The organism is Microvirga thermotolerans (assembly GCF_009363855.1).
Taxonomy (GTDB): domain Bacteria; phylum Pseudomonadota; class Alphaproteobacteria; order Rhizobiales; family Beijerinckiaceae; genus Microvirga; species Microvirga thermotolerans.
The window spans coordinates 3,707,282-3,725,864 of the sequence record NZ_CP045423.1 but is presented as its reverse complement, the minus strand read 5'-3'; the positions used below and the strand labels follow the sequence as shown (position 1 = coordinate 3,725,864).

The window sequence follows — 18,583 nt, the reverse complement described above, 5'->3', positions numbered from 1 at the left end:
GTTCGAGTCATGAGGCCGCAATACGCCCGACTGGGCGTGCCGGCTGCAATTCCGGACAATACGGCCAAGCCTAGCAGAATGAAATTCGCCGAGCCGGTGGCCTTTGAAACGCCGCGCTACGCTTCTGTCGTTCAGGTTCCGGGCATGAGAAACGGTTCATGGCGCGCATTCACGGCCTGGAGAATTTCCATTGCCATCGCGCGGCCAAAGAACAAGGACTATCAGGAGCATAACGATCATGCCGCACGAGCGGCATTGAGGAATTTAGCCTGCACCCTCATGCGCGGGCGCGAGGAAAACATCGGCGAAGCCGAGACGATCCGCGCCAAGACCCACTGCACCCTCATGTGCGGGCGCGAGGAAAACAGTTTGGGAGACGTGGAGATCGAATGGGCGATTCCTGAAAAGGTACCCACTCTGGAGAGTTGGCGAGGCGGCATGATGAGCGCAAGCTGAAAGTTGGGTGTATTCGAACATAGCGAAGGGCGACCATGCGCAAGTGGCAGAAGATTTGTTTGGCTGGAGCTGTCCTCATCGGCCTCTCCTCCACGAGCGGTATCGCAAAACAGCCGGAGGACCGAGGCAATACGCCCGGTCTCGGATGGGGAGGAAACAAGGGTGCTCCGGGGCCGATCGCGGGAGCCGGCCTGCCCGTTGCCGTCCTGATCGGCGGTTATCTCCTCATGCGAAGGTACCGTCAGCGCGGCAACCAGGAATAGCGCGGGCGACATGTCCATGCAGGATTGCGAGGCAGTCCGACCGAAGGGATTTCCGCTCCTGAGCTCCGACAGGAAGGCAGCGGGAATCCCTTTTCGCGTATCGAGGTCGAAAGCAGGGATTTTCTCTCTTTCTCGGAATGAGCTGTTCGCCGGCCTCGCAGCGCTCGCGTTCCTGAACGGGATCAGCGAAAGAATCGCCATGGCGGTTCGGGAGAATGGCGTTCCCGCCGCATTGATGAGCACTTTCGACATCAGCATCATCGTGTGGGCCGCGTGCGGCATCGGGCTGTCGTTCCTGCTTCGCGATCCGCCGCAGCCCGTCTCGAGGGCCGACCGCGTCGTGGCCGCCCTGGCTCTCGCTGCGCTCCTCCTTCCGGTCGTGCCCATCTCATGGCTCGCCCTTTCAGGGCTGACGGTCTATATCGTCAAGAGTTCAGCTCCCTCCAGTTTCATGCATCGCGGTGCATGGATCCTCCTGGCGATGACGGTCCCGATGCTTTGGGGACGTCTGCTTTTTGCCGTCTTCAGCGACGCGATCCTCAGGGGAGATGCCGCCCTTGTCGGATGGCTCGTCGGAACGCCGCGAATCGGGAACGCGATTCAGTTCGCGGACGGCTCTGGCTATCTCTGGATCGCTCCGGCCTGTTCGTCCCTCGCCAACGTATCCCTTGCGGTGCTGTGCTGGGTCACGCTCGCCAAGGTCGAGAACCGCCCGTCGTCCTGGAGGGATGCGGGATGGATCCTGGCCGCCGCCTGCGCCGTGATCGCCGTGAATGTCGTCCGCATCGGATTGCTCGGGCTCTATAGAGAAAGCTTCGAGACCCTCCATGGCCCGGTCGGCGCGACGATCGCCAGCCTGCTCATTCTGGTTCTCACGGTTGCAATCTGCCAGATCGGAATTCGGCATGCGCCTGCTCGCGCTTAGCGCCGCCTTCTGCATCGCCCTGGCTCTCAGCGTCGGACTCAAAATTCCGGGGCTGGTGAAGATATCGGAAGGTCCCTCGGGCGGGGCGCCCCTTGAGATCGACGATGTGCTTGCCGCGCGCAGCTTTCAGGTCAGCCGGTACGTTCCCGACAACGACCTCACCTGGATCTCCGGCATCAATGACGACTGCAGGCTCATGGTCGCGGCGGTCGCGCCCCAGGGCTGGCATCGCGCGCTCGTCGCCCAGATGGCGCAGCAGAAGCAGGTCTTCTATGTCTTCGATGGGCAGGTCTATTCGGAGCAACCGATCGTCAGGACCCGCGCCTACCACTACTGGAGGAAGCTGGCCCGGTATTTCGGGCTGACGCCGCGGGAGCGCCCGGTTCTCGCTGTCCTGAGCACGTCGTCCTGCCAGGATGTTCCTCTGGCGGAGCTTGCGGCCCTTTCCGCCGGCGGGAGATAGATCCCGATCGTGCATATGACAGCGGCCCCGGGGTATCCGGGGCCGCTGAAGTTTGCATGCGAAGACGTCTTAGAAGACGTAGAAGTCCGCAGCGATCAGCTTGGCGTGGTTGGTGAGGGTGGCGATCTCCACCGCCGCGCCTTTGCCATTGCCGTCGGCATCGTAGTAGATGACGCCGGTGTTCTGGTTGTAGATGATGCGGTCGTCCGCGTCATGCGCCTGGGCGCCGACCCAGAAGTTGCTGTTGGACAGGGGCCCGGTCTTGATGTTGGTGAAGATGCGCTGGTCGAGCTCGAACCAGTCGCCGGTCGAGCTCGAGACGAAGTCGGTGATCTTGGTGTGGGCGTTCGGATCGAGCTTGGTGTCGAAGACGAAGACGTCCTGACCCTTGCCGCCGGTGAGCACGTCGGAACCGCCCTTGCCGTTGATGCGGTCGTTCCCGCCGTAGCCGTAGATCTTCTCATTGGCGGCAGAGCCGGTGAGTACGTTTGCGGCGCTGGTGCCCTTGATCACCTGGGTAGTCTCGGGAGAAGGCGCCGGAGCGGGCTCGGGAGCCGGGGCGGGTGCGGGCTCAGGAGTCGGAGACGGGGTGGGCGTCGGATCCGTGGTGGGCGGGGCCACGCCTTCGTAGTTGCCGCTCAAGACCGGAGAGCTATTCTGGATCGAGTAATAGCCGTAATAGCCCTTCTCGAGGTAGTTGTTGGTCACCGACACGCCCGAGATGGAGCCGCCGTTGAACTGGCCGTCGACATAGACCGTGTAGCCGCCGCCGACCAGGTAGTTGTTGTCGACCTTCACGTTGGAGACCGGCCCGAAGTAGTTGTCGATCATCACCGCCGAGGTCTGGGTGTGGTCGTTGATCACCGTGTTGTGCTCGATGGTCACGTTCGAAATGCCGCCGTCGACCTCGATGCCGTCGTAATGCGGTGCCCCCGACGCCTTGAGGTCGTGGATGTAGTTGTCGCGGATCGTGGTGTCGCCGCCGTTGAGGGTGATCCCGTTCTCGACATTGTAGATGTTGTTGCGCAGGAAGGTGCCGGTGCCGAGGATGCCGTGCGAGCCCTCGTTGTTGGTGCCGGTGCCGTTGATCTCGTTGTCCTGCACGATCGTGCCGGTGACGCCCGGCTTGATGTACACGCCCCAGTAGCCGGTAAACGTGATCTTGCAGTTCTTCAGCGTCACGTTCGGCGCCTCGATGATCACCGGACCGGTGATGTTCAGGCCCTCGATCACCGCTCCGGCCTTCGTGACCGTCAGACCGCCCGACGGCGTCAGCGTCACACCAGACGGAACCCCCGTGTTCGTCGAATTCGGAAATGTCATTTTTTAATCCGTTCCTTGATTAAGAATTATACAAGTCCAGACAGGGACAGAGATGGTTTATGGCCGGCAGGCTAATTAAATGAATATGTATTTCTGACCTATCTGAACGTGTAGTGCACAAGAAAGACGTTGCTTTCTGAACACGGCAATGGACTACACATTAATCCCAAGCTTAGTCTTGTGAGAAGATGACACTTAATTGTTAATCCGAGCCACAAACAGCAAATCTATAGCTAACGTAGCGGCAGATATGGAAAAATGTCGACAAAATGGCAGACTTTTGACAATTCGACAGCGGCTCTGCCGAATATGTGTTGGGTCTCTGCAGGGTGCGGTAGAAGAGAGGTCGGTTGCGGCCAGAACAGGATTGAGAAAGATAGAATCTCTCACCGATCGAAGCGAATCTCGACCGAGGAGGGCGCCTGCTCATGTCGGGCGTCTGGCCGTACAGGAACTCAGCGGCCGGGGAGGCGCAGATCTACGTTCGGTGTTTCGTTGCGTCGGGCAATAAGTCTCGAAATCAGTGCCTGGCCGTCGCGGTGATCGAGGCCGGAAAGGGGTCCGGACAGGCGCTCGCTATGGAGAGCCCACATTCGAGAGATCCACGTCTCCCATCACGCGGGCGGGACATCCCCATGCCTTCTTCCCGGCGGGAATGTCCGTGTTGACGAAAGACATGGCGCCGATCACCGCGGAGGCTCCGATGGAGACGCCTTTCGCGATGACGGAATTCGGCCCGATATAGACCCCGTCGGCGATCGCGGTCGGCGCATAGGCGATCGGCTCCCGTCCGAGTGTCACGCTCCGGCGGACGGTATCGTGGGAATAGATCTGGACGCCGGAGGATATCGAGCAGTGATCGCCGATGACGAGTCCGCCCAGTCCGTCGAGAATGACGTTCGGGCCGATCCAAGTCGCCTTGCCGACCTTCACGTCGCCTAAGATCAGCACGTTGTCGTAGCAGGATGAGCCCTCTCCGAACCCGTACTCCCGCGCATTCTCCCATCGGTCGGTGATCAGGTCGCCGAAGGATACCCGGCGCCTGAACTTCTCGAGCTTCTCGAGCTGCAGGGCCTTCTGAAGAGATCGCAGCGTTTCAAGCATCGGTCGGCTCCCCAAAAGGATGCGCAGAGGATTTTACACCTGCGCGCACGGAAACAAAGCCAGGATTCATAGCCCAGAAGGTGCATCCTCGGCTCGACCGGATGCTCCACTTCCAACCGCGATGGCATGCCGCCTCGACCGAAGGGCGACCGTTCATCGAAAGGCAGCAATGAAAGTTGGGCACGCCCATGGCCGCGGACGACTCTAATCCGTTCGGGGCATCCGCAAGCCGCTCCAAGTGTACTGGCGTTGGGAGTACGTCTCTTTAGCAGTCCTTCAACGACGCCGCAGCGGGATAGTTTAGGGCCGTAGCGGTCCCGCGTGGTAGATTCTATGCCAATCGTCAATGTCAAAATGCACGGCCGTGTCGTGATTACGCACCCGGAGCTCGTCAATATTTACGGCTGCACGATTCACGATCAGACGCGCATCGGTCCATTCGTCGAAATTCAGAAGAACAGCACTGTGGGAGAGCGTTGCAAGATCTCGTCCCACAGCTTCATCTGCGAGGGCGTGACCATCGAGGATGAAGTCATGATCGCGCATGGGGTCATGTTCACCAACGATCTTTATCCGCGCTCCGTCAACGAGAGCGGAGAACTGATGGGCGAGAAGGATTGGGTCCTCGTCCCGACGCGCGTGAAGAGGGGAGCCTCCATCGGCTCCAACGCCACCATCCTGTGCGGCGTGACCGTCGGGGAGGGAGCCATCGTCGGATGCGGTGCGGTGGTGACGCGCGACGTTCCCGACCACGCCATCGTCGCAGGCGTTCCTGCGAGAGTCATCGGGGATGCCCGCCGGCCGGGCAGCAGGTCCCCCGTCCATACGTCCCGCGCCTCGGCCGAGGCAAACAGCGAGGTCTAGCATGATCGGTATCGGTGTGGTCGGTTACGGATATTGGGGGCCGAATCTTGCCCGCTGCGTCTCCGAGGCCGAAGGATCGCGTCTTGCCGGAATCGCCGATCTTTCGCCGCAGGCGAGAAAGCGCGCCGCAGCGCGCTATCCCGCTGCGCGGATCGAAGAGCAGTGGCAGAGCCTTGTCGCCGACCCGGCCATCGACGCGCTCATCGTGGCAACGCCGACGCGCTGGCACTTCGAGATCGCCCTCGCGGCCCTGAGGGCCGGAAAGCACGTCCTGATCGAGAAGCCGATTGCATCGTCCGCGCGCGAGGCGGGCATTCTCATCGAGGAGGCCGCCAGGCGCGGCCTGACCCTCATGGTCGATCACACTTTCGTCTACACCGGAGCGGTCCAGAAGATCCGCGAACTGGTCTCGGAGGGGGCCGTCGGTGACATCTACTACTACGACTCGACCCGCATCAATCTCGGCCTGTTCCAGAGCGATGTGAACGTCATCTGGGATCTCGCCGTTCATGATCTCGCGATTCTGGACTACGTCCTCGATGCGCGCCCGCTGGCCGTATCGGCGACGGGGGCCGGGCATATCAAGGGAAGCCCGGAAAACATGGCTCATATCACCCTCTACCTGGAGGGCGGGGCCACCGCGTACCTCAACGTGAACTGGCTCGCCCCCGTCAAGATCCGGCGGACGCTCATCGGCGGGAGCCGGCGGATGATCGTCTACGACGATGTGGAGCCGAGCGAGAAGGTGAAGGTCTACGATCGGGGCGTGTCCGTGGCGGAAACCTCGGAGTCGCCCGAGGCTCCGGACGAGATACGGCGCCTCCTGCTCAACTATCGCATGGGCGATGTCTGGGCGCCTCAACTCTCCGTCAAGGAGGCGCTCCTCACCGAGATCGAGCATTTCGTCGACTGTATCGAGCAGGGAAAGGCGCCCATGACCGGGGGAGCCAGTGGGCTTCATGTCGTCACCCTTCTCGAAGGCGCATCCCAGTCCCTCAAAAGGCGAGGGCATCCCGTTGAACTCGTCGGCATGAGGCAGGCATCATGATCCCTTTTCTCGATCTCAAGGCGCAGTACCGTACCATTCAGGAGCCTCTGGAGCGGTCCGTGATCGAGGCGCTGCGCGGTTGCGACTACGTCCTCGGCGAACCTGTCAGGCAGTTCGAGGAGGCATTCGCCGCCTATTGCGGAGTCCGCGAGGCCGTCTCTCTCAACAGCGGCACCTCTGCGCTCCATCTCGCTCTGCTGGCGGCGGGAGTCCGCCCGGGCGACGAGGTCGTGACCGTCCCGATGACCTTCGTGGCGACCGTGGCCGCCGTTCTCTATGCAGGCGGACAGCCGGTGCTGGTCGATGTCGACCCGGACACCTTCACGATGGACGTCGCGGCCCTCGAGGCAGCGATCACGCCGCGGACACGCGCCATCGTTCCCGTCCATCTCCATGGGCGGCTCGCGAATATCGAGGCGATCTGCGAGGTCGCGCGCCATCACGGCATTCCCGTCATCGAGGATGCCGCGCAAGCCCATGGCGCAGAGCGCGACAGCCGCAGGGCGGGAGCCTTCGGAACGATGGGCTGCTTCAGCTTCTATCCCGGAAAGAATCTCGGGGCGTGCGGGGAAGGGGGGGCCGTCGTCACCAACGATCCCGAGATCGCTTCCGTTCTGCGCAGCTACCGGGATTGGGGCCAGGAAGGGAAGTACAATCACGTCAGGCACGGCTTCAACTACAGGATGGACACGCTCCAGGCAGCCGCGCTCGGCGTAAAGCTGAGGTTCCTGCCGGAGTGGACCTCGGCCAGGCAGCGGATTGCACGTTTGTACGACGAGCTTCTCTCCGGCTCAGGCATCAGGATCCCGCAGCCTGGCGGCTCCGAGCATGTCTATCACGTCTACGCGGTCTGCGTCAGCGACCGGGACAGGGTCAGGGCACGGCTTGCAGAAGCCGGGATCGCCACAGGCATCCACTATCCGCGGCCGGTCCATCTCCAGCCGGCCTATGCGGAACTCGTATCCGGCGGGCCGCGCTTCCCTGTCTCGGAGTGGCTGGCGGACCATTTCCTGTCGCTGCCGATGTTCCCGGAGATGACCGACGACCAGGTCGCCGCCGTCGCTGATGCCCTGCTCCAGTGCGTTCGGCATCGCCATGTCGAGCCCGCCTGATGCAACGACCTCCAGCGCGCATCGAGATCCACATCGTTCTCCATCGGAGACCTTCATGATTCCCACTGAAAACGTACTTTCCGGAAAGCGCATCCTGGTCACCGGGGGCGCAGGCTTCGTCGGGTCGCATATCGTCGATCTCCTGGTCGAGGCCGGGGCCGGAGAAATCGTCGTCGTCGACAACATGGTCCGGGGACGCCCCGACAACCTATCGGACGCGCTCCAAAGCGGCCGTGTCAGGCTCGTCGAGGGCGATATTCGCGACAGGGATCTGATGAGAGGACTGGTCGCGGGAACGGATACGGTCTTTCACCAGGCCGCCCTGCGGATCACCCACTGCGCCGCGGAGCCGCGTGCCGCCCTCGAGGTCATGGTCGACGCCACGTTCGACCTTCTCGAGATGTGCGTCGCTGAGAAGGTGCGCAAGGTCGTCATGGCCTCCTCGGCATCCGTCTACGGCATGGCCGACTCGTTTCCCACGGCCGAGGGGCAGAACCCCTACAACAACCGGACCCTGTACGGAGCCGCCAAGACATTCGGAGAGGGGCTGCTGCGCTCGTTCAACGACATGTACGGCCTCGATTACGTAGCGCTTCGGTACTTCAACGTCTTCGGTCCGCGCATGGATACGCACGGGCGCTACACCGAGGTCATGATCCGGTGGATGGAACGAATCAATGCCGGGCTTCCGCCCGTCATCTTCGGGGACGGGCTGCAGACGATGGATATGATTCATGTAAGAGACGTTGCGCGGGCCAATATTCTCGCCGCCGTCTCGCCGGCGACCGACATTGCCCTCAATGTGGGAAGCGGCAAGGAAACCTCGCTGCTCGATCTCGCCCGCGCTCTGGCCGTAGCCATGAATCGACCCGGTCTTGCTCCTGTCCACGAGGCCGAGCGGGCCGTGAATCCCGTTCCGCGGCGCCTTTGCGATCCCCGTGCAGCCGAGCGGCTCATCGGATTCAAGGCCAGCCTGGACATGCAGGCCGGGATTGCCGAACTCGTTCGGTGGTGGCGAGGCCTGCAGCGCCCGCAGGATGTACGGGGAGTTGCCTGATGATCCCGATCATGGCGCCTTTCATCGGCGAAAGCGAGGCCCAGGCCGCTTCGGCGGTCGTCCTTTCCGGGTGGCTCTCGCAGGGGCCCGAGGTTGCCGCCTTCGAGCGGGAATTCGCCTCGGCCGTCGGCGCGGATCATGCCTGCGCCGTTTCGAACTGCACGGTGGCTCTCCACCTGGCGCTGCTGGCTGTCGGAGTCGAACCGGGCGACGAAGTCATCATGGCAAGTCATACCTTCATTGCCTGCGCCAACGCGGCGCGACAATGCGGAGCGACGCCGGTCTTCGTGGATATCGATCCGGTGACCTACACGATGGACCCGGATCTGGTCGCGGCCGCGATCACCGACCGGACGAAGGCGATCATGTGCATCCATCAGATGGGGATGCCGTGCGACATGGCATCCCTGGTGCCGCTCGCCCGATCCCATGGGATCGCGATCGTCGAGGATGCCGCCTGCGCCATCGGCTCCGAAATTCTCATCGACGGCGAATGGCAGCGCATCGGCAAGCCGATCGGCGACGTCGCCTGCTTCTCCCTCCATCCGCGAAAACTGCTGACGGTGGGTGACGGTGGCGTGCTGACGACAGGCCATCCGGAGCACGACAGGCTGTTCCGCCTCTGGCGGCAGCATGGAATGAGCGTGCCGGACACGGTGCGGCACAGCAGTCATCAGGTGATCTTCGAGGAATATCCCGTTCCTGGCTACAATTACCGACTGACGGACGTTCAGGCCGCGATCGGCCGCGCCCAGCTTGCAAAGCTCGACGAGATCGTCGCCCGTCGCCGGCAGCTTGCCGGAAACTATCGGGAAATGCTGGCGCGGCTGCCGGAGGTACGCGTTCCCATCGAGCCGAACTGGGCAAGAACGAACTGGCAGAGCTTCTGCGTCCGGCTGCCCGAGGGGGCCGACCAGCGCAATGTCATGCAGAAGATGCTCGACGACGGTGTCGCGACACGGCGCGGGATCATGTGCATTCATCGCGAGCGGGCATATGCAGACCAGCCGCTGCGCTTCCCTCTTCCGGAATCGGAGCGGGCTCAGGACGGCTGCATTCTGCTTCCCCTCTTTCACCAGATGACGGAAGAGATGCAGGAGCAGGTGGTCTCGTCGCTCGAATCGGCCCTGAACTGATTTTTTCATCCGATGCCAAGCCGTAACGGCGCCGTCCTCGTGAGCGGCGCCGTCGGCTTTCAAGTGCCGGGCTCTCACTGGAGAAGCGCGCGCCTCCATCAATGCGCAGGCCGCCCCAAGGTCCGCTGGAGCATTTTCAGGAGAAGTGGGAACCGGTTTTCGCTGCACAGCCCTCCGGGTCGCTGGCGCGGCCCTCCGGGTCCGTCGGAAAATGCGGCCAACCAAGAGCTTCGGAGCGGAGTGCGATTCCACGAAAGCGCAATCCGCTCTGGACGCATGGAGCGGCGGGAGGCGCGACCGAGTTATCGGGGCTCGCGGATACTCTCATCCAGGCCGCGCAGAAGCGGGTACAGGAAGTACGAGATCACGCTTCTGCGGCCGACCTGGATTTCCGCCTGAAGGGACAGGCCGGGAAGGAGACGGAAGTCGCTGGGAACCGAACGCAATCCTATATCGTCGAGGCTCAGCCTCGCCTTGTGGAACAGGACTCCCGCAGCTCCGGCTTCGCCGCTCTTCGGGTCGGCCGGAAACGCATCGTGGCTGATGGTCCTGACCGTCGCGGCCGCCGTTCCATGCTTCTGGAAGGGAAAGGCATCGAACTTGATCTTCGCGGTCTGCCCCTGGCCGATATGCCCAATGTCCTTGGGAGCGATCGATACTTCCGCTTCCAGGGGTACGTTGGCGGGCACGAGGATGAAGAGCGGCTCGGCCTGCCGCATGACGGACCCTGCCGAGCGCTGCGCGACTTCGAGCACGACGGCGTCGGCCGGCGCGGTCAAGGATACGAGGCTTCGCCGCAGCTCCGCCTTCTTCAGCTCCTCCGCTGCCGCATCGCGCTTTCCGCGGGCTTCCACGAGGGCTTCGAGGGTCGCCCGCGTGAAGTCGTCGACGAACTCCTGACGCTGCGAGCGGGCCTTCTCGAGCTCATGGCCGGACTCGACCTGAGAGCCCTGGAGACGGGCGATGGTCGCCTCAATGTCGAGACGCATGTCGCGGGCCTGGAGCAGGTTGAGTTTCGATCCGGTCTGGTGCTCCATCAGGATGGTCCGCATCGTTTCGATGTCCTGGATGCCCTTGAGGCGCTGGAGGAGGATCGCCTCCTCCTTCCGGCTCTTGACGAGGCTCGCCTCCGCCCGTGCGATTTCCTCGTCGAGGTTGCGCAGGCGGCTTTCCCGGAAAGCCTTCCTCTGGGCGGCGATCCGCGCCTCGACGAGCTGCTCCGGGCTTGCAGGGTCGCTCGGACGATAGATGAGCCCGGCAAGCTCCGCCTCCAGGCGGTTCACCATGGCGTCGGAGGCGTTGAACCTGGACTGGAGCTGCTGAACGTCCGCCTCCGTGAAGGTGGGATCGAACACTGCAAGAACCTGGCCGGCCTTGACCACCTGCCCGACGCTGACCTTGATGCTGCGGAGGACGGAGTTCTCGAGGGGCTGAATGACGATGTTGGGCTCGGTGGTGATCAGCTTGCCCTTGGCCACGGCCACTTCGTCGATCTCCGTCAGGCAGGCCCATGCCGTCGCCGAGGCGAGCAGCAGGGTGATGAGATAAAGGGTCGTGCGAGCCAGGCGCGGCGGAGCCCGCTCCTCCACCTCGACGGCGTCAGGCTGGAACTCGGAGATATAGGCGGGTCGCTTGCGCGGAACGGGGGCCAGGACCTGGACGTTCGCTCCGCTCTCGGGCTGCTTGCGGGCGGGAATCATGCGGCGTGCCTCGTCTGCTGGTTCCACAATTGACGATAGGTCGTGCAGGACGACAGGAGCTGGTCATGCCGACCCATGGCAATGAGCCGTCCGCGCTCGACGACGAGAATCGCGTGCGCATCGACGAGCGTGGACAATCGATGGGAGACGATCAGAACCGTGCGTCCCTCCGCAATGCGGCGAAGGTTCTGGCGCACGATCATCTCGCTGTCGGGATCGAGCGCGCTCGTCGCCTCGTCGAGGATCAGCAGGCGAGGATCCGCCACGAGAGCGCGCGCGATCGCAAGGCGCTGCCGTTGGCCGCCGGACAGATTGGCGGCATTCTCCTCGAGCATGGTGTCGAAGCCCCGCGGCAGGCGGGCGATGAATTCCTCCGCTCCGGCGGCCTTCGCTGCCCGGGCGATCTCTTCGAACGTCGCGGAGGGTTTCGCCGCGGCGATGTTCTCCCGTACCGTGCCGCGGAACAGGAAGTTGTCCTGCAGAACGACCCCTACGCACTTGCGCAGATGAACGAGGTCGAGCTCCCGGATATCGTGCCCGTCGATGCGGACGAGGCCGTTCTGCACCGGATATAGGCGCTGGATCAGGCGGGTGATGGTCGTCTTTCCCGACCCGCTGCGCCCGACGATACCGACGATGGTGCCCGGCTCCACACTGAACGAGACGCCGTCGAGAGCCGGCGGCCGCTCGGGCTGGTAGGAGAAGGAAACGTCCTCGAACTGGATCGAGCCTTTGAGCGGAGGGCAGAGGCCCCTCTGGATTCCGTCCGATTCCGGCACGCGGTTCATGACCTCCCCCAGCATCCTGACGGAGAGTGCGACCTCCTGGTATTCATGAGCCATCGTCAGGATCTGCACGAGGGGGCCGGAAACACGTCCGGCCAGCATGTTGAAGGCAACCAGTGCCCCGACTGTCATCTCGCGGTCGAAGACGTCGATGGCTCCGAGCGCGATGATCGCCACGCTCATGAGCTTTTCGAGGAGACCCGTCAGGCTCTGGGCGGCGGCCGAGATGCGGTCGACGTCGTAGCGCATCATGACCGCTTGCGCGGAGGAATTGTCCCAGCTGCGCCGTTGCAGCGGCTCCAACGCGAGCGACTTGACGGTCCGCATTCCGTGGACGGATTCCACGAGAAGAGCCTGGCGTTCGCCCTCAGCCTCATAGAGCGCCTGCAGCCTGCGGCGGAACGGGCCGATGAGAAGTGCCACCGCGATTCCGACGCACGCCGTGAAGGCCAGCACGACAATGGTCAGCTTCACGCTGTAGAGCAGGAGAACCGGCAGGAAGACGAAAAGCGAAAAGCTGTCCAGGGCCGTCGTAAAGAGGCGTCCGGTCAGGAACTCGCGGATCCGGTTCGCCTGCTGCATATGCTTGACGAGCACGCCTGCGGGCACGCGCTCGAAATAGCCGAGCGGGAGCGAAAGAAGGTGCGCGAACGTGCGGACCGCCACGCGGATGTCGATCCGGTTGGTGGCGTAAAGGAGAAGATAACGCCTCAGAAAGGTGAAGACCGCATCGAAGACGAGCGCGAGAGCGACGCCGCCCGCAAGCACGTATAGGGTGGCATAGGACTCGTGCATCAGAACCTTGTCGATGACGAGCTGAGAAAAGATTGGGACCGCAAGGCCGAGCGCATAGAGCACGAGGGCGGCGGCGATGACGTCGCCGAACAGTCGCCGCTGCCGGAGGAGCTCGGGAGCAAACCACAGGAACCCGAAGGGACGCTTGCCATCCTTGAGTCTGAGGCGCGCCGGCTTGATCAGGAGCAGGCGCCCGCTCCAGGCTTTGCAGAAGTCGGTTTCAGTCAGCACAAGCGGCTCTGGCAGGACGGCCTTCGGATCGAGGATGAGAGCCTTGTCGCCATCCTGCTCGCATTGGATGCCGGCGACCACGACCCAGTTCCCGTTCTGGAGCTCTGCAATCGCCGGAAAGGCTCCTTCCAATCTGAGCAGATCCGACCAGGACGCGCGAACCTCGCGCGCCCTCAGGCCGGCTTCCTGTGCGATCCTGCGCATCAGATGCAGGGAAACCGGCTCGTCGTCGACGGCATAGGCATGAGCCAGCTGCTCGACCGAGAGATCCGTACCGTGATGCCGTGCGACGGCTACGAGGCAGTGCAAGCCGGTCTGATGTTCGAAGCTCACCGGGGGCCTCTTTCGATCAAGAGGAGAAATTGGGGGAGGAGTTGCGGGCGCCGGGGGAGATCCCGTTCCCGGATCCGGCAACGTGATCGCCGATGTTGGTGACCACAGGCGTCTGCTTGATTGCACCGGCTTCGACCAGTCCGTTGACCGCCTTCTGCATCAGTTCGACCGCATTTGCGAAGGCGTCGATGGGCATCACGATTCTTTGCCGGAAAACCGGCTTGGGATTGTTATTGGCGTCCCGCTCCGAGGGCGAGAGGCTCATGAGATCGATCCGGACGATCGGGCCCGTCACGGTGATCTCGGAGATGCCGTCCGAGTAGACTTCGTTGCTGCTGGTCATGTGCGCTCCTGAGGCGATGGGTGGTCTGGACGATGGGTGGAATGCGTTCGGATCCGATGACGGGAATGCTCTTTCCTATGCTGCGGCCTGGGGATTGAAGACGACGTCGACCCAGTAGTTCGTCTTCTGATAGCTGTTCGTCGGGAACAAGCTGGAGGAGCCATAGGCGTAGACGCCGTTGCGATTGGCGGCCGTATCGGCGAGCGCGGTCAGCGGCCCGCTCGCGACCTCGGAGGTGAAGTAGTTCGGCGTTGCGGCGTAGCGCCCATTGCTGTGGTAGGAGACGACGTAGGTCGTTCCGGGCGTGAGGCTGATCGGGTTCGCGAAGGTGGCGGTCTGCCAGCCGCTGGCGGTCTCGTTGGAGAAGGTGACGGTGCCGAGCAGCGTTCCGCTTGCGGTCCAGAGACGCCCCTGATGCGTGCCGGTGTCGCCGGAACCTTTATAGAACTTGATGCCGCTGACCGTCCCGGCGGCAGAGGTCTGGAACTTCATCCCAAGCTCGACCGGATTGGGATCGCTGCTGGACAGAATGCTCGGCGTGGCAGACGGGGAGAACACGCTGACGGAGGTACTCGAAGATGGCGGCGTCACGGTCAGGCTGACGCTGGCCGAGGCCGTTCCTCCCTTTCCGTCGGAGATGGAATAGTTGAACGCCGCCGGACCGGTGTAGCCCGCCGCAGGCGCGAAGGTGACGGCCGTGCCTTGCGCATTCAAGGTCGCAGTGCCGTTGGTTGCGCCGCTGACCCCCGTGACGCTCAGAGGATCTCCGTCCGGGTCCGTATCGTTGGCGAGCAGAGATGACGTATTGATCGTCAAAGCCGTATTCTGAGCTGTCGAGAATCCATTGTCGTTGTTCGCTGTCGGCGCCGTATTGGTTCCACCGCTCGAGGGGTTGAAGAGGACGTCGACCCAATAGTTGGTCGCCTGGTAGCTCGCCGTCGGGAACAGCGCGGAGGTGCCGTAGGCGTAGACGCCGTTGCCGCCGGATGCGGAACTCGAAGGCGCCGTCAGCGGGCCATTGGTCGCTGCGCTCGCGAAGAAGTTGGACGTGGAAGCATAGTGCCCATTGCTGTGGTAGGAGACGACGTAGGTCGCGCCGGGCGTGAGGCTGATCGGGTTCGCGAAGGTGGCGGTCTGCCAGCCGCTGGCGGTCTCGTTGGAGAAGGTGACGGTGCCGAGCAGCGTTCCGCTTGCGGTCCAGAGACGCCCCTGATGCGTGCCGGTGTCGCCGGAACCTTTATAGAACTTGATGCCGCTGACCGTCCCGGCGGCGGAGGTCTGGAACTTCATGCCAAGCTCGACCGAGCTTGGATCGGTATCCGACAGGACTGCAGGCGTGGCAGACGGGGAGAACAGGCTGACGGGGCCGGAACCGGGCGCAGTGACGTTGAGGCTGACGCTCGCCGAAGAACTCCCGCCGCGCCCGTCGCCGACGGTATAGGTGAATCCGGCCTGGCCGGTATAGCCGGCCGCTGGCGTGAAGGTGACCGTGTTCGTCTGCGCGTTGAATGCCACCGTTCCGTTGCTGGGTGCGCTCACGCCCGTGATCGAAAGCGGATCGCCGTCCGGGTCGGTGTCGTTCGCGAGCAGGGAGGTGGCCGGTATGGCGAGGGCGGTGTTGGCCGTGGTCGAGTATCCGCTGTCATTGCTGGCCACGGGGGGGCGGTTCACAGTCGAGCTCGACGGACTGAAGAGAACGTCGACCCAATAGTTGGTCGCCTGATAGCTGTTCGTCGGGAACAGGGAGCTCGCGCCATAGGCGAAAACGCCATTACCTCCCGAAGCGGAGCTCGAAGGGGCGGTCAAGGGGCCGCTCGTGACCGCGTTGGTGAAGTAGTTGGACGTTGCCGAGTAGTGTCCTCGATCCGTGTGATAGGAGGCGACGTATGTCACGCCGGGCGTAATGGTGACGGGATTCGAGAAGAGCGCGGTCTGCCAGCCGCTGCCGCTCTCATTGGTGAAAGTAACCGTGGCGAGCCGTGTTCCCGTGCTCGACCAGAGGGATCCCGTATGGACGCCCGTGTTATCGGCACTCTTGTAGAAACGAATCCCATTGACCGTTCCGGACACCGACGCCTGGAACTTGACCCCCAGTTCGAGGGCGCTCGAGTCTGGATCCGAGATGATGGCCGGTGTCGCAGACGAGGAGAAAAGGCTGCTTCCGGTGACGGTCACGGTACGGCCGGCGCCGGGCGCCTCGAGATTGACGCTGTCGTCGATGGCCCGGGTCAGGATCGTGAACGTGCCCGCTGCGGTCGGCGTCCAACTGTAGGTCCAGTTCTCGTCGCCGGTCGCGCGATGCCAGGTCTGTCCGGAATCGGTGGAGATCTCCACTGCCGCGATCACCCCGCCGCCGCTGTCGGCCGCAGTCCCGGAGATGGTAACGGCTTGGCCGACAGGAACAGTTTCACCGCCGCCGAAGGACGTGATCGTCGACACCGGCTTCGTCGTATCCGTGGACTTTGTCGCAGGCACAAGTCCTGCCTCCAGGGACCCGGGCTGGATGCCCATGTCCGCAAGAAGATTGACCATGGCCTGCTTGACGCGGTCGTCGGTCGGCGTCGGCTCGTTGTCGTGGTTGGCATCGAGGGCCCACGCCCAATAGACGGTCCCGGCTCCGAAGACCAAAGCGCCGCTTGCCGCACGATAAACCGTGAGATTATGGGTCGCCGTGCCATTGCCTACCGTGTTTCCGTAATCCAGCAGGTACTGGCTCACGGGAAGCGTCGTGGACGAAAGCGTGATCAAGCCGGCCGGCCTGAAGCCGTTGTCCGGGGATTCGTCCCATTCGTAGCCCAGATAGCCGGCTGGCAGCGTCGCGAACTGGCCGGGCTGCAGGTTTGCAATGCTGGTGTTGCGCCAGAAACGGAGATTGGCATCGTCATATCCGATCGTAATCGAGTCCCGGCGATAGGAGTCGACCTGAAACAACGTCCCCGTCAGCGCATTCTCCGGGACGCCGCCCCCGACCGCGGTGGCGGAAACGAAGCGCGGATCGCGGAAGGTCCCCGTCCATTCGTTGCTGGGGTCGATGTCGCCGTTCGACCATGTTTCCTTGTAGGAGACCAGGGTCCGATACGGGGTGGCATCTGCGCTGATGCTCGGAGCCCAACGGGTCCTCCAGTACACTTCGTTCCCGCTCCAGAACGAGAGGTTCACGCCTGCGTCCCGGGCCGCCTCCACATTGGCGCGCTGCCGGCCCGACCAGTACTCGTCGTGCCCGACCGACAGGAACATCTTATGATTCCCGATCAGGTTGCCGAAACGGTCCGTGTCCACTCCGGCCATGTACGAAAGGTCGTATCCGTTCTTCTCGAGCCACATGATGGCCGGATATTCGGCGCCGAAGATGTAGTCCTGCGGACCCGAAGAGAGCGCGCCGCCCCGGGTCGTGATCGGGCGGTTATAGCTCACGGCATAAGCGCGTCCGTTGCCGAGCACTCCGGTGCCGGGCCCGTTTCCGCCGTAGAAGTTCGCTCCTCCCCACGGGTTGTAGGCCTGCCACGTCATGTCGGACGTCTGGAAAATGATATCGCTCGTACTCGCGTCGTCCCTGACGATGAAAGGAATGTGGTTCGCACCCTGCACGCCGTCCTGACGTACCAGCTTTGCGATATACACTCCGGACACCGCATCGGCTGGAATGTTCCACGATGCCGATACGGACCAGTTCCCGGCGTCGACCTCCCCGGTCGCCGCATTGCGCAAGGGGGCAGGTTGTGTCTGAAGCCCGCTGTGCTGCAGCGTGGCGACCTTGCGGGCGCCCATGCCCCCGTAATAGCCGAGACGGTAGATATCGATGCGGTAATTGGTGGAGTTGGTGTTGATCTTGAAATCGACGCGCTGCCCGCGGTTGATGCTGATCTCGGTCGCGAATCCTTCGATATTCGCGCTCCCGGTTCCGTCGATGCCCCACTCGCTGACGGGACTTCCCTGCTTCTGGTTCTCCAGGACGATGGTGTTGCCAGCGGCCGCCGCTGTCACGGCCGCTGCCGCCGAAGGCCGCGAGGAGGCCGTTGCGGTGGTGACCGGTCCCTGCAGGATCGGAGATTGGGTTGAGGACGCGCTCGGATCCCCGCCCCGGGCCTCAGGTCCACCGCCAGGAAGCCAACCCGCGGTCTCCTGATCAGGGGCAGATGACGGCGCAGGTATGGAAGAGGACTGGTCTGCGGACGTATCCCTGACCCTGTTCGTCTGCAGCAGATCTGCGGATGGAAGGGCGTTCCCTGAGAATTGAGGACTCGGAGTGCCATAGACCGCCGGGTCGACTGCCGCGTCCGGCGCCTGAGGCGAGGCGATCAGGGGATTGCTTGGAAGCGATGAGGGAAGCGGATCGAGATGCCCGACAGGAGCGATCCCGACGTCGTGATCGTGCGGGGTAGGCCCCGTATGATCCTCGTGCAGCGAGGTGCGCCCGGATCTGCCGCCGGATACGACATCAAGGCGTTCGTTTCCCACCTGCGAGAGTGCGCCAAGATAGGATTGGACATGACCGGAGGTGTCTTCAAACGCATCGGGCGTGAGGGTGGCGTTCTCTAAAGTGTCGGTGGATTTCGGGGTTGCGCCCTCGCTGAGGCGCATACGATCGAAAAGAAATTGAAAATGATGTCTGCCTGCCCAAAGCATCGCAGGCTCCTTTCAAGCT

General features: G+C 63.0%; 14 protein-coding genes. 8 read left to right on the top strand and 6 right to left on the bottom strand.

Annotated elements, in window-relative coordinates; all coding sequences use genetic code 11:
- The first annotated feature begins 9 nt into the window (after positions 1-9).
- The 3 genes from GDR74_RS17615 (at position 10) to GDR74_RS17605 (ending at position 2,107) form a co-directional block, all read left to right on the top strand.
- The gene (locus GDR74_RS17615) at positions 10-456 is read left to right on the top strand and encodes a hypothetical protein (RefSeq protein WP_152587515.1); all 447 of its coding nucleotides are present in this window, start codon (positions 10-12) and stop codon (positions 454-456) included.
- Between the two features lie 462 nt (positions 457-918).
- Positions 919-1,644, top strand: a complete 726-nt coding sequence (locus GDR74_RS17610; RefSeq protein WP_194164573.1) for an archaeosortase/exosortase family protein — start codon at positions 919-921, stop codon at positions 1,642-1,644.
- A complete protein-coding gene (locus GDR74_RS17605) occupies positions 1,625-2,107 on the top strand; it encodes a hypothetical protein (RefSeq protein ID WP_152587513.1) in 483 nt (160 codons plus the stop codon). The genes GDR74_RS17610 and GDR74_RS17605 overlap by 20 nt, the downstream gene beginning before the upstream one ends.
- A gap of 69 nt (positions 2,108-2,176) precedes the next feature.
- Here GDR74_RS17605 and GDR74_RS17600 read toward each other — a convergent pair whose 3' ends face one another.
- Together GDR74_RS17600 and GDR74_RS17595 are read right to left on the bottom strand one after the other, a co-directional pair.
- Positions 2,177-3,430, bottom strand: coding sequence for a right-handed parallel beta-helix repeat-containing protein (locus GDR74_RS17600; RefSeq protein WP_194164572.1), 1,254 nt, complete (start codon positions 3,428-3,430; stop codon positions 2,177-2,179).
- A 576-nt stretch (positions 3,431-4,006) separates the two neighbouring features.
- Complete coding sequence (locus GDR74_RS17595; RefSeq protein WP_152587512.1) at positions 4,007-4,534, bottom strand: acyltransferase; 528 nt, start codon at positions 4,532-4,534, stop codon at positions 4,007-4,009.
- Between the two features lie 333 nt (positions 4,535-4,867).
- Between GDR74_RS17595 and GDR74_RS17590 the strand changes: the two genes are divergently transcribed.
- From GDR74_RS17590 to GDR74_RS17570, 5 genes are read left to right on the top strand one after another with little or no spacing between them, the layout of a single operon-like run.
- Positions 4,868-5,398, top strand: coding sequence for an acyltransferase (locus GDR74_RS17590; protein WP_152587511.1), 531 nt, complete (start codon positions 4,868-4,870; stop codon positions 5,396-5,398).
- A 1-nt stretch (position 5,399) separates the two neighbouring features.
- A complete protein-coding gene (locus tag GDR74_RS17585) occupies positions 5,400-6,446 on the top strand; it encodes a Gfo/Idh/MocA family protein (protein WP_152587510.1) in 1,047 nt (348 codons plus the stop codon).
- Positions 6,443-7,558 (top strand): DegT/DnrJ/EryC1/StrS family aminotransferase, encoded by a 1,116-nt coding sequence (locus GDR74_RS17580; protein WP_152587509.1) that lies wholly within the window; start codon positions 6,443-6,445, stop codon positions 7,556-7,558. Before GDR74_RS17585 ends, GDR74_RS17580 begins: the two co-directional genes overlap by 4 nt.
- Positions 7,559-7,613: 55 nt before the next feature.
- Positions 7,614-8,615, top strand: a complete 1,002-nt coding sequence (locus GDR74_RS17575) for an NAD-dependent epimerase/dehydratase family protein (RefSeq protein WP_152587508.1) — start codon at positions 7,614-7,616, stop codon at positions 8,613-8,615.
- Positions 8,615-9,751 (top strand): DegT/DnrJ/EryC1/StrS family aminotransferase, encoded by a 1,137-nt coding sequence (locus tag GDR74_RS17570; protein WP_152587847.1) that lies wholly within the window; start codon positions 8,615-8,617, stop codon positions 9,749-9,751. Before GDR74_RS17575 ends, GDR74_RS17570 begins: the two co-directional genes overlap by 1 nt.
- 302 nt (positions 9,752-10,053) lie before the next feature.
- Here GDR74_RS17570 and GDR74_RS17565 read toward each other — a convergent pair whose 3' ends face one another.
- From GDR74_RS17565 to GDR74_RS17550, 4 genes are all read right to left on the bottom strand, one after another.
- On the bottom strand, positions 10,054-11,451 hold the full coding sequence (locus GDR74_RS17565; RefSeq protein ID WP_152587507.1) for an HlyD family type I secretion periplasmic adaptor subunit: 1,398 nt from the start codon (positions 11,449-11,451) through the stop codon (positions 10,054-10,056).
- A complete protein-coding gene (locus GDR74_RS17560; RefSeq protein WP_152587506.1) occupies positions 11,448-13,595 on the bottom strand; it encodes a peptidase domain-containing ABC transporter in 2,148 nt (715 codons plus the stop codon). The genes GDR74_RS17565 and GDR74_RS17560 overlap by 4 nt, the downstream gene beginning before the upstream one ends.
- 16 nt (positions 13,596-13,611) lie before the next feature.
- Positions 13,612-13,938, bottom strand: coding sequence for a hypothetical protein (locus tag GDR74_RS17555; protein ID WP_246179767.1), 327 nt, complete (start codon positions 13,936-13,938; stop codon positions 13,612-13,614).
- Between the two features lie 75 nt (positions 13,939-14,013).
- Positions 14,014-18,564, bottom strand: a complete 4,551-nt coding sequence (locus tag GDR74_RS17550) for a DUF4082 domain-containing protein (protein ID WP_152587505.1) — start codon at positions 18,562-18,564, stop codon at positions 14,014-14,016.
- Positions 18,565-18,583 lie beyond the last annotated feature (19 nt).

Excerpts from the sequence above, each read along its gene's own strand:
- GDR74_RS17595 (WP_152587512.1), bottom strand. The coding sequence starts at position 4,534 with ATGCTTGAAACGCTGCGATCTCTTCAGAAGGCCCTGCAGCTCGAGAAG.
- GDR74_RS17570 (WP_152587847.1), top strand. The coding sequence starts at position 8,615 with ATGATCCCGATCATGGCGCCTTTCATCGGCGAAAGCGAGGCCCAGGCC.
- GDR74_RS17575 (WP_152587508.1), top strand. The coding sequence starts at position 7,614 with ATGATTCCCACTGAAAACGTACTTTCCGGAAAGCGCATCCTGGTCACC.
- GDR74_RS17565 (WP_152587507.1), bottom strand. The coding sequence starts at position 11,451 with ATGATTCCCGCCCGCAAGCAGCCCGAGAGCGGAGCGAACGTCCAGGTC.
- GDR74_RS17585 (WP_152587510.1), top strand. The coding sequence starts at position 5,400 with ATGATCGGTATCGGTGTGGTCGGTTACGGATATTGGGGGCCGAATCTT.
- GDR74_RS17615 (WP_152587515.1), top strand. The coding sequence starts at position 10 with ATGAGGCCGCAATACGCCCGACTGGGCGTGCCGGCTGCAATTCCGGAC.
- GDR74_RS17555 (WP_246179767.1), bottom strand. The coding sequence starts at position 13,938 with ATGACCAGCAGCAACGAAGTCTACTCGGACGGCATCTCCGAGATCACC.
- GDR74_RS17610 (WP_194164573.1), top strand. The coding sequence starts at position 919 with ATGGCGGTTCGGGAGAATGGCGTTCCCGCCGCATTGATGAGCACTTTC.
- GDR74_RS17580 (WP_152587509.1), top strand. The coding sequence starts at position 6,443 with ATGATCCCTTTTCTCGATCTCAAGGCGCAGTACCGTACCATTCAGGAG.
- GDR74_RS17600 (WP_194164572.1), bottom strand. The coding sequence starts at position 3,430 with ATGACATTTCCGAATTCGACGAACACGGGGGTTCCGTCTGGTGTGACG.
- GDR74_RS17590 (WP_152587511.1), top strand. The coding sequence starts at position 4,868 with ATGCCAATCGTCAATGTCAAAATGCACGGCCGTGTCGTGATTACGCAC.
- GDR74_RS17605 (WP_152587513.1), top strand. The coding sequence starts at position 1,625 with ATGCGCCTGCTCGCGCTTAGCGCCGCCTTCTGCATCGCCCTGGCTCTC.
- GDR74_RS17550 (WP_152587505.1), bottom strand. The coding sequence starts at position 18,564 with ATGCTTTGGGCAGGCAGACATCATTTTCAATTTCTTTTCGATCGTATG.